This window comes from Streptomyces sp. CB02414, assembly GCF_001905385.1.
Classification (GTDB): Bacteria; Actinomycetota; Actinomycetes; order Streptomycetales; family Streptomycetaceae; genus Streptomyces.
Genome location: NZ_LIPF01000008.1, coordinates 64,792 through 77,718, shown reverse-complemented (window position 1 = coordinate 77,718; position 12,927 = coordinate 64,792). Strand labels below are relative to the sequence as shown.

13 protein-coding genes are annotated in these 12,927 nt (G+C 72.4%); 6 read left to right on the top strand and 7 right to left on the bottom strand.

The window, feature by feature from the left end:
• Window positions 1–93: 93 nt before the first annotated feature.
• Window positions 94–831 carry a myo-inositol degradation transcriptional regulator gene (locus tag AMK11_RS25605; RefSeq protein ID WP_079187720.1) on the bottom strand — a complete coding sequence of 246 codons (738 nt, stop codon included), beginning with the start codon at window positions 829–831 and terminating at the stop codon, window positions 94–96.
• Window positions 832–961: 130 nt separating this feature from the next.
• Here AMK11_RS25605 and AMK11_RS25600 point away from each other — a divergent pair, with 130 nt between their 5' ends.
• Window positions 962–1,984: a Gfo/Idh/MocA family protein gene (locus tag AMK11_RS25600; protein ID WP_073730420.1), complete on the top strand. Its 1,023-nt coding sequence runs from the start codon at window positions 962–964 to the stop codon at window positions 1,982–1,984.
• A 30-nt stretch (window positions 1,985–2,014) separates the two neighbouring features.
• Here AMK11_RS25600 and AMK11_RS25595 read toward each other — a convergent pair whose 3' ends face one another.
• Window positions 2,015–2,704 (bottom strand): response regulator transcription factor, encoded by a 690-nt coding sequence (locus AMK11_RS25595; protein ID WP_073730419.1) that lies wholly within the window; start codon window positions 2,702–2,704, stop codon window positions 2,015–2,017.
• A 94-nt stretch (window positions 2,705–2,798) separates the two neighbouring features.
• A complete protein-coding gene (locus AMK11_RS25590; RefSeq protein WP_073730418.1) occupies window positions 2,799–4,058 on the bottom strand; it encodes a sensor histidine kinase in 1,260 nt (419 codons plus the stop codon).
• 169 nt (window positions 4,059–4,227) lie between these two features.
• Here AMK11_RS25590 and AMK11_RS25585 point away from each other — a divergent pair, with 169 nt between their 5' ends.
• Window positions 4,228–4,428 (top strand): hypothetical protein, encoded by a 201-nt coding sequence (locus AMK11_RS25585; protein WP_073730417.1) that lies wholly within the window; start codon window positions 4,228–4,230, stop codon window positions 4,426–4,428.
• Window positions 4,429–4,458: 30 nt separating this feature from the next.
• Here AMK11_RS25585 and AMK11_RS25580 read toward each other — a convergent pair whose 3' ends face one another.
• Window positions 4,459–4,854 (bottom strand): ribonuclease domain-containing protein, encoded by a 396-nt coding sequence (locus AMK11_RS25580; RefSeq protein WP_073730416.1) that lies wholly within the window; start codon window positions 4,852–4,854, stop codon window positions 4,459–4,461.
• A 186-nt stretch (window positions 4,855–5,040) separates the two neighbouring features.
• On the opposite strand from AMK11_RS25580, the gene AMK11_RS25575 reads away from it, so the two are divergent.
• A complete protein-coding gene (locus AMK11_RS25575) occupies window positions 5,041–5,808 on the top strand; it encodes an SDR family oxidoreductase (protein ID WP_198941460.1) in 768 nt (255 codons plus the stop codon).
• A gap of 575 nt (window positions 5,809–6,383) precedes the next feature.
• Here the strand turns inward: AMK11_RS25575 and alc are convergent.
• Both alc and allB read right to left on the bottom strand, forming a co-directional pair.
• On the bottom strand, window positions 6,384–7,514 hold the full coding sequence (gene alc, locus AMK11_RS25570) for an allantoicase (protein WP_073730414.1): 1,131 nt from the start codon (window positions 7,512–7,514) through the stop codon (window positions 6,384–6,386).
• 62 nt (window positions 7,515–7,576) lie between these two features.
• Window positions 7,577–8,917: an allantoinase AllB gene (gene allB, locus AMK11_RS25565; protein WP_073730413.1), complete on the bottom strand. Its 1,341-nt coding sequence runs from the start codon at window positions 8,915–8,917 to the stop codon at window positions 7,577–7,579.
• A 250-nt stretch (window positions 8,918–9,167) separates the two neighbouring features.
• On the opposite strand from allB, the gene allR reads away from it, so the two are divergent.
• Window positions 9,168–9,971, top strand: a complete 804-nt coding sequence (allR, locus tag AMK11_RS25560) for an allantoin degradation transcriptional regulator AllR (protein ID WP_073730412.1) — start codon at window positions 9,168–9,170, stop codon at window positions 9,969–9,971.
• Between the two features lie 15 nt (window positions 9,972–9,986).
• Here the strand turns inward: allR and AMK11_RS25555 are convergent, their stop codons facing one another.
• On the bottom strand, window positions 9,987–10,301 hold the full coding sequence (locus AMK11_RS25555; RefSeq protein ID WP_073730411.1) for a DUF5955 family protein: 315 nt from the start codon (window positions 10,299–10,301) through the stop codon (window positions 9,987–9,989).
• A 209-nt stretch (window positions 10,302–10,510) separates the two neighbouring features.
• On the opposite strand from AMK11_RS25555, the gene AMK11_RS25550 reads away from it, so the two are divergent.
• Together AMK11_RS25550 and aceB are read left to right on the top strand one after the other, a co-directional pair.
• Window positions 10,511–11,110: a nucleotidyltransferase family protein gene (locus AMK11_RS25550; RefSeq protein ID WP_073730410.1), complete on the top strand. Its 600-nt coding sequence runs from the start codon at window positions 10,511–10,513 to the stop codon at window positions 11,108–11,110.
• A gap of 184 nt (window positions 11,111–11,294) precedes the next feature.
• Entirely contained in the window at window positions 11,295–12,917 is a 1,623-nt protein-coding gene (gene aceB / locus AMK11_RS25545) for a malate synthase A (protein WP_073730409.1), read from the top strand.
• The last annotated feature ends 10 nt before the right edge of the window (window positions 12,918–12,927 follow it).

The following is a 12,927-nucleotide window of genomic DNA, read 5'->3' as shown; positions in this document are numbered from 1 at the left end:
AGACGTCGGTCACATTGTCCGGACATTGCGACGAACTCGCACGGCGAGCCGCAGGGCATCGGCGGGCACCGCCGGGCACCCGGGCGGCGCAGGTCAGGAGCGTACGAGCAGCTGGAACTCGAAGGAGTAGCGGGACGGCCGGTAGGTGTGGGTGCCGAACTCGACCGCGCGCCCCGTGTCGTCGAACGTGGTGCGCTCCATGGTGAGCAGCGGCGCGCCCTCGTGCTCACCGAGACGTTCGGCCTCGTCCGCGCTCGCGGCGCGGGCGCCGATGGACTGACGGGCGCTGTGCAGGGTGATGCCGGCGGCCCGCATCAGCCGGTACAGGCCGGTGGCCTCCAGCTGCCCGGTGTCCAGGTCGACGAGGCCGGGCGGCAGGTGGTTGCACAGGTACGCCATCGGCTCCCCGTGCGCCAGCCGCAGCCGCTCGACGCGGTGCACGTCACTCTCCTCGGCGACGCCGAGCGCGGCGGCGACCTCGGCGGTCGCGGGGACGACCGTGTTGACCAGGACTTTCGTGGCCGGGCGCTGTCCCGCCGCCTCCAGGTCGTCGTAGAGGCTGCTCAGTTCCAGCGGACGCTTGACCTTGCTGTGCACCACCTGGGTGCCGACGCCGCGGCGGCGCACCAGCAGGCCCTTGTCGACCAGCGACTGGATGGCCTGGCGGACCGTCGGCCGGGACAGGCCGAGCCGCGCGGCGAGCTCGATCTCGTTGCCCAGCAGGCTGCCGGGGGTCAGCTCGCCGTGCTCGATCGCCGCCTCGAGCTGCTGCGCCAGCTGGAAGTACAGCGGCACGGGGCTGCTGCGGTCCACGCTGAGGTCCAGCGACACGGTCGGGTCCACTTCTGGTTTCGGCACGGGCCCGAGCGTAGCTCCGTGCGCTGATGACGGGAAGTTGCGTAGTTCGATTGTCCGGACATACGCATTGACAGGGTGCGGGCTGTGAGCCCACTTTGATTCCATGCGCATCGGGGTCATCGGTACGGGCCGCATCGGCACCGTTCACGCCAACACGCTCAGCCGCCACCGGGACGTCGGGTCCCTGATCCTCACCGACGCCGACCTGGCGCGGGCCCAGGATCTGGCCCACCGGCTCGGCGAGACGGCGGCGCCCGGAGTGGACGAGATCTTCCGGTGGGGCGTGGACGCCGTGGTGATCACGACGGCGACGCCGGCCCACGCGGAGTTGATCGGCCGGGCGGCGCGCTCGGGGCTGCCCGTGTTCTGCGAGAAGCCCATCGCGCTCGACGTGCCGGGCACGCTCCAGGCGATCGCGGAGGTGGAGGCCGCCGGGACGATCCTGCAGATGGGCTTCCAGCGCCGCTTCGACGCCGGCTACACGGGGGCGCGGGAGGCCGTGCGGTCCGGGCGGCTCGGCCGGCTGCACACCGTCCGGGCGGTGACCAGCGACCAGGCGCCGCCGCCGGCCGCGTACCTGCCGCAGTCGGGCGGGCTCTACCGGGACACGCTCATCCACGACTTCGACGTGCTGCGCTGGGTGACCGGCCGCGAGGTCGTCGACGTGTACGCCGGCGGGTCCGACGCCGGGCCGCCGATGTTCCGGGCGGCCGACGACGTGGACACCGGTGCGGCGCTGCTGACGCTGGACGACGGCACGCTCGCCACGGTGACCGCGACGCGGCTGAACGGCGCGGGGTACGACGTGCGCATGGAGCTGGCCGGCGAGCTGGACCAGATCGTCGTCGGGCTGGACGACCGTACGCCGATCGCTTCGACGGAGCCGACCGGGCCGCCGGCCGCGGACAAGCCGTGGACCGGTTTCGTGGAGCGGTTCGGACCCGCCTACGAGGCGGAGCTGGCCGCGTTCGTGGAGGTGGTGCGCGGGGAGCGGGCCAACCCGTGCGACGGGCGCGAGGCGCTGCGGGCGCTGCTCATCGCCGAGGCCTGCGACGTCTCCCGGCGCGAGCGCCGGCCGGTGCGGCCTGCGGAGGTCGAGGCGGCCGCGTCCTCCGAGTCGGGGTGAGCGGCCCGTACGCCCTCCGGTGCCCGGTTCTCAGTGCTCGTCCTCCTCGTGCGCGTCGTATTCGTCCAGGAGGCCCGCGTCGTACGTCAGGAGCGCGATCTGCACCCGGTTGCCGAGGTCGAGTCTGGCGAGGATGCGGGAGACGTGGGTCTTGACGGTGGCCACGCTCATGAAGAGCTCCGCCGCGATGGCGGCGTTGGCCAGGCCCCTGCCGACCGCGACGGCGACCTCGCGTTCGCGGTCGTTGAGGGCGTCGAGGCGCTGACGCGCGCGGGTGCGTCGGGTGTCGGCGGAGCCGCCCGCGGCGTGCTCCATCAGCCGCCGGGTCACCGCGGGCGAGAGGACCGGGTCGCCGGCCGCGACCCTGCGCACCGCGTCGAGGATCTCCGCGGGCGGGGTGTCCTTCAGCACGAAGCCGGCGGCGCCGGCGCGCAGGGCCCGCAGCACCTGCTCGTCCGCGTGGAAGGTGGTGAGGACGACGACCTGCGGGGCGTCCGGGCGGCCCCGCAGCCGCTCGGTGGCCGTGAGGCCGTCCACTCCCGGCATGCGGATGTCCATGAGGACGACGTCGGGGCGGGTGCGGTCGACCAGCTCCGCGACCTGGCCGCCGTCGGCGGCCTCGCCGACGATCTCCACGTCCTCGGCGCCGCCCAGCATGAAGGAGAGTCCGGCCCGCACCAGCGGGTCGTCGTCGACGAGGAGCAGTCTGATCGCAGTCATGGCGCCTACGTAATCATGGTTGCCGGTGGCCGACTTGGTCCTGTGGACGACTCGGCTCCTGTGGACAACGCCCTCCGCCCTGGGTCGCCCCGGCTCATCCCCACGGCAGCCGCGCCCGCACCGCGAAGCCGCCCTCGGGAGTCGGGCCGTGCTCCAGGGCGCCGCCCGCGAGCGTGGCACGCTCGGTGAGCCCGATCAGTCCTTGCCCGGAGCCGGGTACGTGGGGGATGTCCCCCTCGGGCGGGGTGTTGCGCACGGTGAGCGCGAGGCCGTCCCCCGGTGCTCCGGCGACCGAGACGGTGACCTCGGTGCCGGGCGCGTGCTTGCGCGCGTTGGTCAGGGCCTCCTGGGCGATGCGGTAGGCGGTGCGGCCGACGGAGGCCGGGACGGCGGCGGGGTCGGGGACGCCGCTCGCGAGGGTGACCTTCATGCCGGCCTGGCGGCACTCGGCGACCAGCGCGTCGAGTGCGCCGAGCGTCGGCTGGGGGCGGCCCGCGTCGTCGGACTCCCCCGCGCGCAGCACGCCGATGATCTCCCGCAGGTCCTGGAGGGCCTCGTGCGCGCTCTCCCGGATGACGCCGGCCGCCCGCGCCACCTCCTCGCGGGACGCGTCGGGCCGGAACTCCAGGGCGCCCGCGTGCACGCTGAGCAGGGTCAGCCGGTGCGCCAGTACGTCGTGCATCTCCCGCGCGATGGCCTCCCGGGCGAGCCGCTGCGCCTGTTCGGCCCGCAACCCGGCCTCCGCCTCGGCATGCCGGGCACGGTCGCGCAGACTGAGTAGGAGCCGGCGCTTGGAGCGGACGAGCAGGCCCCAGCCGATGACCGTCACCCCGAGCAGCATCGCGATGACGAGTGACGCCAGGTAGGGCAGGCCCGGTTCCGGGCGCATCCAGTAGTACAAGGGCGTCAGGGCGAGGCTCGCGCCGCCGATCCAGGCCACGTACCGGAAGGGACGGTGGACGGCGAGCGTGAACAGGGAGGCGAGGACGGCGCCGCCCGCGGTGGCCGAGACCAGCGAGACGGGCACCATCGCCACCGCCAGCCCCACCGGCCACCTGCGCCGGAGCCAGACGGCGGCGCAGGCCAGGGCACCGATCACCTGGTCGGCGACGGCCATGGCGGCCGACAGGTCGGGTTCCTCGTCCAGCACGTCGGCGGCGAGCAGACCGATGGTGACCGCCAGCAGGAAGCAGGCGAAGTCGACGAACCAGTCGCGCGCGGTGCGCCGGGGTCTGCCGCCGGGGCGCCGCGGTTCCGGGTACAGGTCCTCGACCAGCGCCGCCGGCAGCACCCAGCGCCGCTTGGCGAACGCCGGGGGTACCGTGGCCTGCTTGTCACTGTTCACAGTCGACAAATCTACGCAGAGGCCGAGGCCTGGACGGCCGGGCGGAGGGGATCGCCGACCAAAGTCGCGGAACCGGCGACTTTCGACGCGCCGCGGCAGGCACGACGCCACCTTCCGGCGGGCAGGACTCGCCCCGCGGCCGATGCGTGTGGGGGGACCGCGGGGCGAGGGTCGGGGCATGAAGGAATTGCTGGAGTTTCTGGGCCTGATGGCCGTGATCCAGGGTGTGGCGGGCCTGGTGCACGAGTTCACCGACTGGAACTGGGGCCTGGTGCAGCGGATCGGTTTCCTCGACGGCTACGAGGTGTACGCGAGCATCGTGCTGCTCGCGCTCGGCGGCGCGCTGTTCGCCGCCGCCGAGCGCCAGAGATCCGGGTGAGCCGCCCCGGAGCGGCGGTGGCCGCCGCCCTCAGCAGCCGTGGTCGACGAGGTCGAACGAGGCGTAGTGATCGGCCGTGTAGTAGTCCTCCTGGTAGTCCTCACCGGTGACGATGCGGCGGGCGCCCCGCGTGTCCGAGCCCGGCGTGATCACCGTGTACTCGTGGTAGTAGCCAGTGGACTGGCTGGGCAGGATGCCCTCCCGGTTCTGGAAGACGGTGCCGTCCTGCTCGAACGGATAGGGGCCGCCCTGCTCGATCAGGTCGAGCGTGTCGTGGGCCTGGGAGGGCAGGTCGCTGTAGCAGATGTCGCCGACCGCGGCGGGGGCGGCACCGGCCGTGGTCGCGGAGACGGTGCCGCCCACGAGGAGGGCGGACAGGACTGCGGCTGCTGCGCCGGACCGAGCGACGCGTGGGGGGAATCGCATGACCTCATGATGACGCGCGTAGACAGTGGCATGTCAATGACAAGACGGTGGAGTTTTCCGGGAAGTCATATGTGTTTTCGGGGTGTTCACACAGGAGTGGCGCCCGCCCACCAGGTCGGTGTCCGTTCGCCGCCAGCGTCAGGCGGGGCGGGCCGGTGGGATGGAGCCATGAACACGAGCGCGAGCATGAACACGAACACGAACCCTTCCACCCACGTGCCGGCCCCCCTGGCCGGCCGCACCGCCCTGGTGACCGGCGGCAGCCGCGGTATCGGCGCGGCGACCGCGTTGCGGCTGGCGCGGGAGGGCGCCGACGTGGCCCTGACCTATGTGAACCGCAAGGACGCGGCCGACGACGTCGTCCGGGCCGTCGAGGCGCTGGGCCGCCGGGCGGTGGCACTGCGCGCGGACAGCGCCGACGCGGACGAGTCGGCGGAGGCGGTGGAGCGAGCCGCCGACGCGCTGGGCCGGCTCGACGTGCTGGTCAACAACGCGGGCGTCGGGCTGCTCGGTCCCGTCGAGGGCTTCACGGTCGCCGATGTGGACCGGGTGCTGGCGGTCAACGTACGGGGCGTCTTCCTCACCGCGCGGGCGGCGGCCGCCCGCATGACGGAGGGCGGGCGGATCATCACCGTCGGCAGCTGCATGGCCCTGCGGGTGCCGGGTCCCGGCGGGACGCTGTACGCGATGAGCAAGGCGGCACTGATCGGGCTGACCAAGGCGCTGGCCCGGGAACTGGGCGGGCGTGGCATCACCGCGAACATCGTCCACCCCGGGCCGATCGACACCGACATGAACCCGGCCGACGGCCCCTACGCCGACGGGCAGGCGGCGCTGACCGCGCTCGGCCGCTTCGGCAGGGCCGAGGAGGTGGCGGCGACCGTCGCCCACCTGGCGTCGGCCGGGTACGTCACCGGTGCGGAGTTCGCGGTGGACGGCGGCCACGCCGCTTAGGCCTGTCCGGCGGATCAGGTCGCAGGGAGCTGACGGTGCCTGATCAGTGCGGGTGAGCGGAGGCGACCGAGGGCTCCTCCCGCGCATGGGGTCCCCCGCTCGAGCGGAGCCGAGAGTGGGGAGCAGTCGAGCGGTGAGGAAGTCGGCAACCGACGACAACGCCGCAGAGGGCGTGCCAGGCCCCGCGTCCGCGGCATGATCCGCCGGACAAGGCCCTGACGCCGACCGTGCGCGGCGACGACGGCCCGGCCGCCGCCCGGCCCCGCGCCGACTCTGCGGCCGCTCGTCCGGTGGGTGATCCTCCGGAGTTGGCCGGCCGCCCGGCCCGGCACCGGCGGCACCGGCGCCACGCACGGCAGCCGCCCCGGCACGACACCGACCGCACGCACGGCAGCCAGCGGCCGACCCGGAGAAACTCGCGACAGTCACCCGGTCCCAGGCCGGCCGCGCGAGCGGACAGCGCGGTCAGTCATCCCCAGGCCCCGCCGGGCCGGCGGCGTTCGTTGTGCGGGCATGCGCGTGGGGCGCGCCGGTGCTGTCCAGGCCGGGCGCGCCCCACGGGTTCAAGGGGTGGGTCAGCCGCCCAGCTCCTGGTGACGGGCGGCGAGGTGGGCCGCGCCGTCCTCCGTCAGGGAGCCGAACAGGCGCAGGCGGGAGATGCCACCGTCGGGGTAGATGTCCACGCGCGCGTGGGTGCCGACGGCCGCCTCGGGCAGGACGAAGCGGTGGTTGGTGTCGGGCTGCATGCGGGTGCGCGGCAGCGCCTCGCGCCACTCGCCGGACTCGCCGTCCTTCACGGACACCGAGGCCCAGCCGGCCGAGTTGCCCTTCAGGTACGCCGTGTCGATCTCGATCGCGCGGATCTGGACGCGGTCCACCAGCCGGTAGCTGATCCAGTCGTTGCCCTGGTCGCGGCGGCGGCGGGTCTCCCAGCCGTCGTCCATCTTGCGGGAGCGGCCCGGCTGGATGGTGTTGGTGGCCGGCGAGTAGAAGAGGTTGGAGGCGTCCTCGACCTGGCCGCCGTTCTCCAGGGCGACGACGTCGAAGGTGCCGAGGGCGGCGAGCCACGCCGGGTCGGGCACGACCTCGCCGTGGACGCGCAGGCGGGCGATGCCGCCGTCGGGGTGCTGCTTGAGCCGCAGGTGGGTGAAGCGCTGCTCGGCCGAGACGGCGAAGCCGTTGGCCGCGTGGCCGCCGACCGCGGTGCGCGGGACGAGGGTCGTCCACTTCACGTCGTCCGCGAGCAGCTCCTCGGGCGACGGGGAGCCGGCGACCGAGGTGCCCTCGACGGAGACGGCCTGCGGGTAGTTGCCGCGGAAGTGGGCGGTGTCGACGACGATGCCGCGGATCACGCCGGGGGCGCCGAGGCGGATGAGCGCCCAGTCGTGGTCGTCCTCGGTGGGCCAGGGGTGCTCGGCCGAGACACCGCGCCGACGGCGGGTCTCCCAGCCGTCCATGACCTTGCCCTTGTGCCCGAAGTGCTCGGGGTCGAACTCGGCGCGCTCGGGCACCAGCAGGTTCTCGCGCTGGGCGAAGAACTCGTCGTTGGCGGCGACGACACCCGCGCCGAGCTGCCGGTCGGCAAGGTTGGCGTACTGGGTGAAGGGGAGGTCGGCGGTGCGGTAGTCCGCGTACGGGTCGCCGCCTCCGTAGGGGTTCGCGTCTCCGGTGAAGCTGGCCAACGACGTGTTCTGCTGGGCCGTCACGGTGATCAGGTGTTCCTTTCGGGGTCGTTCGATGTGTGAGTTGGGGCAGGTCCGGACATACGTCACTGGGTCCGGGTGAGGAGCTGTCCCTTCGGATCGGTGAACGCGCCGTCCGCCACGATGCGCGCTCCGCGCAGCCAGGTGGACTTCACGACGCCGTACAAGGTCTTGCCCGCGTACGCGGTGACGCGGTTGCGGTGCTGGAGGGCGGCCGGGTCGACGGTGAAGGTCTCGTCGGGGGCGAGGACGGCGAAGTCGGCGTCGTGGCCGGCGGCGATGGCGCCCTTGCGCCCGTCGAGGCCGACCTGGCGGGCCGTGTTCACGGACATCCAGCGCACGACGTCCTCCAGGCCGAGGCCACGCTCGCGGGCCTTGGTCCACATCGCCGGCAGGCTGAGCTGGAGGCCGGCGATGCCGCCCCAGGCGGTGGCGAAGTCGTCGGTCTTCAGGTCGGCGGTGGACGGCGAGTGGTCGGTGACCACGCAGTCGATGGTGCCGTCGGTGAGCGCCTGCCACAGCAGGTCCTGGTTGGCGGCCTCGCGGATGGGCGGGCAGCACTTGAACTCGCTGGCACCGTCCGGCACTTCCTCCGCGGTGAGGGTGAGGTAGTGCGGGCAGGTCTCGACCGTCACCTGTACGCCGTCGGCGCGGGCCTCGGCTATCAGCGGCAGGGCGTCGCTGGAGGAGAGGTGCAGGACGTGCACGCGGGCGTTGAACCGCTTGGCCTGCGCGAGCAGGGTCGCGATCGCGGTGTCCTCGGCGTCGCGCGGGCGGCTGGCGAGGAAGTGCGAGTACTTGGGACCGCCCTGCTGCGGCGCCGCGGCCAGGTGGTGCGGGTCCTCGGCGTGGACGATCAGCAGGCCGTCGAAGGCGGCGATCTCCGCCAGCGACCGGGCGAGCTGCTCCTGGTCGAGGTGCGGGAACTCGTCCACGCCCGACGGAGACAGGAACGCCTTGAAGCCGAAGACCCCGGCCTCGTGCAGCGGACGCAGGTCCTTGACGTTGTCGGGCAGCGCGCCGCCCCAGAAGCCGACGTCGATGTGTGCCTTGTCGGCGGCGACCTCGCGCTTGGTGCGCAGGTTGTCGACCGTGGTGGTCGGCGGAATGGAGTTCAGCGGCATGTCGACGAGGGTGGTGATGCCGCCGGCCGCCGCGGCGCGGGTGGCGGTCCAGAAGCCCTCCCACTCGGTGCGGCCGGGGTCGTTCACGTGCACGTGGGTGTCGACCAGGCCGGGCAGCACGACGTGGTCGCCCACGTCCTCCAGCCGGGCGCCGTCCGGTACGGGGGCGTCGTACGGCAGGACCGCCGTGATCTTCTCCCCGGACACCGCGATCGACGCGGCGCGTGTCCCCTCGGGGGTGATGACGCGCGTCGAGCGCAGCACCAGTTCAGCTCCGGACACCCGAAACCCCTCTTTCTGCCGCCGAGATTTTCAACGTTCTGTTGAAGCCTCCTGCTGAAGGAGTCTTCATTCCCGCCTCCGTGCCGTCAAGAGGCACCCTTTGTGCGGGCATGCCCACGGCTCAACCCTGGACGTTTCCACAAAGCGGAATTAGAATTCCAGCAAGCAGAACGTAGCTACGTACAAGCCGGTAGTCAACCGGCTGCCGGGTACGCTTCTTTCCTCCCGCCAGCCCCGAAAGGAACGTGCCGTGCCGACGTCCAGCGCCAGCACCACCGACTCCGCCAGGTCCGCCACAGGTGGCGTCCAGTCCCTGGAACGCGCCTTCGACCTGCTCGAACGGATGGCGGACGCGGGCGGCGAGGTCGGCCTCAGCGAGCTCTCCGCGAGCAGCGGACTGCCGCTGCCGACCATCCACCGCCTGATGCGCACCCTCGTGGCCTGCGGCTACGTACGCCAGCAGCCGAATCGCCGGTACGCGCTCGGCCCGCGCCTGATCCGGCTCGGCGAGTCGGCCTCCCGACTGCTCGGCACCTGGGCCCGCCCGCACCTGGCCCGCCTGGTCGAGGAGACCGGCGAGACGGCGAACATGGCGCTGCTCGACGGCGACGAGATCGTGTACGTCGCACAGGTGCCGTCCAAGCACTCGATGCGCATGTTCACCGAGGTCGGCCGGCGCGTCCTGCCGCACTCCACCGGCGTCGGCAAGGCCCTGCTCGCCGACTTCCCGGCAGACGAGGTGCGGGCCCTGCTCGGCCGCACCGGCATGCCGGCCGCGACCGACAAGACGATCACCACTCCGGACGGCTTCATCGCCGCGCTGGAGGAGGTGCGGCGCCAGGGCTACGCGATCGACGACAACGAGCAGGAGATCGGCGTGCGCTGCCTGGCCGTCTCCGTGCCCGACTCCCCCACCGCCGCCGCGATCTCCATCTCCGGCCCGGCCGGCCGGGTCACCGAGACCGCGACCGACCGGATGGTGCCGCTGCTCCAGCAGGTGGCGGCGGAACTGTCCGAGGCCCTGCTGACCTCGAACGGCAACCCCGCCGCGTAGACCGCGACCCGCCGCTCAGCGACGCGGCGGGTCGCCGAAGAGTTCCACGGCGTGACGGACCTCCGTCAGCCCCCGCGACAGGGCGCTGACGGAGCCGATCGCGCCGGCTATCAGCAGCAGGGAGCGGTGCAGCCGCGGCACCTCCGGCACACCGTGCGCCGACATCGCGGCGAGGTCGGCGAGTTCGTCCTCGGCGATCACCCGGTCCGGGAAGTCGGCGGGCAGCACGGCGAGCTGGCGGCGCAGCCGCGCCACCGCGGTGCGCAGCGCGACCACCCTCACGTCCTCGTCGCCGACGGTCACCTGCCCCTGCCCCAAGCTCCGCAACACAGCCCTCCCCCTCGCACCCCGTTGTGCGCCCCTGCGCGGTGAACGTGCCGAGCGCCCCCTCGCACTGGCCGGGCGCCGGGGACGCGGGCCAGTAAACGCCACCCCCTGCCGAACGCGCCACCGCGCGGACCGAAATTCAGCCTCCCGAATCCATCCCGAATCCCTGCCCGTACGCCGGGGTTTGGCGAGCCGTCAGGTATGCAGGACGCATGACGGAGACCGAAGAGCAGGTTGCGGGGCTGCTGCTCGCCGCCGGAGGCGGGCGGCGGCTCGGCGGACGGCCCAAGGCCCTGCTCGAACACCGCGGACATCCACTCGTCGAACACGCGATCGCCGCGTTGCGCGCCGCCGGATGCGCCCGCGTACACGTGGTCCTGGGGGCGCGCGCCGACGCCGTACGCGAGCGGGCGGCGCTCGACGGCTGCGTGGTCGTGGAGAACCCGGACTGGGAGCGGGGCATGGGGTCGTCGCTGCGCGCCGGACTGACTTCTCTGACCGGGACCGGGGTACGGGCCGCACTGGTCTCCCTGGTGGACCAGCCCGGCATCGGGGCCGAGGCGATGGCCCGGGTGCGCGGCGGCTTCCGGGACGAAACCTCCCTCGCGTCGGCGGCGTACGCGGGCGCGCGCGGCCACCCCGTTCTCCTCGGCGCCGGCCACTGGACGGGCGTCATGGCGACTGCCACCGGGGACCGTGGGGCACGCGCCTATCTGAGGGAACACGAGGCGGAGATCACGCTCGTCGAGTGCGGGGACGTGGCGCGGCCGTACGACATCGACACCGAGGCCGACCTGCGCCACCTTGAGTGAGGGGTGTGGCACTGGGCGCCACTGTCCCTCGACTCAGAGAATCTCGACATCAACAAACCATTGAAGTTCCACGATGAGGAAACTACTATCCACTGACCAGAAGCACTCGACCGCACAGCGAGTGCGTTATGCCCTATACGCGCCATCTGGCACCCGGTGCCACCGCTGAAGGAAGTGACAGCTCATGTCCGCACCAGCGCCGTCCACGCTGGCCATCGTCGACGCCGAGCCCCTGCCCCGGCAGGAGGAGGTCCTCACCGATGCGGCGCTCGCCTTCGTGGCCGAGCTGCACCGGCGGTTCACGCCCCGGCGTGACGAGCTCCTCGCCCGCCGAGCGGAGCGCCGCGCCGAGATCGCCCGCACCTCCACGCTCGACTTCCTCCCGGAGACCGCCGCGATCCGCGCGGACGACTCCTGGAAGGTGGCCCCCGCTCCGGACGCGCTCCAGGACCGCCGCGTCGAGATCACCGGCCCCACGGACCGCAAGATGACCATCAACGCCCTCAACTCGGGCGCGAAGGTCTGGCTCGCGGACTTCGAGGACGCCTCCGCCCCGACCTGGGAGAACGTCGTCCTCGGCCAGCTCAACCTGGCCTCCGCCTACACCCGCACCATCGACTTCACGGACGAGCGCACCGGCAAGTCGTACGCCCTGCGCCCGGCCGAGGAGCTGGCGACGGTCGTCATGCGCCCCCGCGGCTGGCACCTCGACGAGCGCCACCTCCAGGTCGACGGCCGCCCGGTCCCCGGCGCCCTGGTCGACTTCGGCCTCTACTTCTTCCACAACGCGCAGCGCCTGCTGGACCTCGGCAAGGGCCCGTACTTCTACCTGCCCAAGACCGAGTCGCACTTGGAGGCCCGCCTCTGGAACGAGGTCTTCGTCTTCGCGCAGGACTACGTCGGCATCCCGCAGGGCACCGTCCGCGCCACCGTCCTGATCGAGACGATCACGGCCGCGTACGAGATGGAGGAGATCCTCTACGAGCTGCGCGACCACGCCGCCGGCCTGAACGCCGGCCGCTGGGACTACCTCTTCTCCATCGTCAAGAACTTCCGTGACGGCGGCGAGAAGTTCGTCCTCCCGGACCGCAACGCGGTGACGATGACCGCCCCGTTCATGCGCGCGTACACCGAACTCCTCGTCCGCACCTGCCACAAGCGCGGCGCGCACGCGATCGGCGGCATGGCGGCGTTCATCCCGTCGCGCCGGGACGCCGAGGTCAACAAGGTGGCCTTCGAGAAGGTCCGCGCCGACAAGGACCGCGAGGCCGGCGACGGCTTCGACGGCTCCTGGGTGGCCCACCCCGACCTGGTCCCGATCGCCATGGAGTCCTTCGACAAGGTCCTCGGCGACAAGCCGAACCAGAAGGACCGCCTGCGTGAGGACGTCGACGTCAAGGCGGCCGACCTGATCGCCATCGACTCGCTCGACGCCAAGCCGACGTACGCGGGCCTGGTCAACGCCGTGCAGGTCGGCATCCGCTACATCGAGGCCTGGTTGCGCGGCCTGGGCGCGGTCGCCATCTTCAACCTGATGGAGGACGCGGCCACCGCCGAGATCTCCCGCTCGCAGATCTGGCAGTGGATCAACGCGGAGGTCGTCCTCGACAACGGCGAGCAGGTCACCGCCGAGCTGGCCCGCAAGGTCGCCGCCGAGGAACTGGCGGGTATCCGCGCCGAGATCGGCGACGAGGCCTTCACGGCCGGCAACTGGCAGCAGGCCCACGACCTGCTGCTGACCGTCTCGCTCGACGAGGACTACGCCGACTTCCTGACGCTGCCGGCATACGAGCAGCTGAAGGGCTGACGCCCGATTA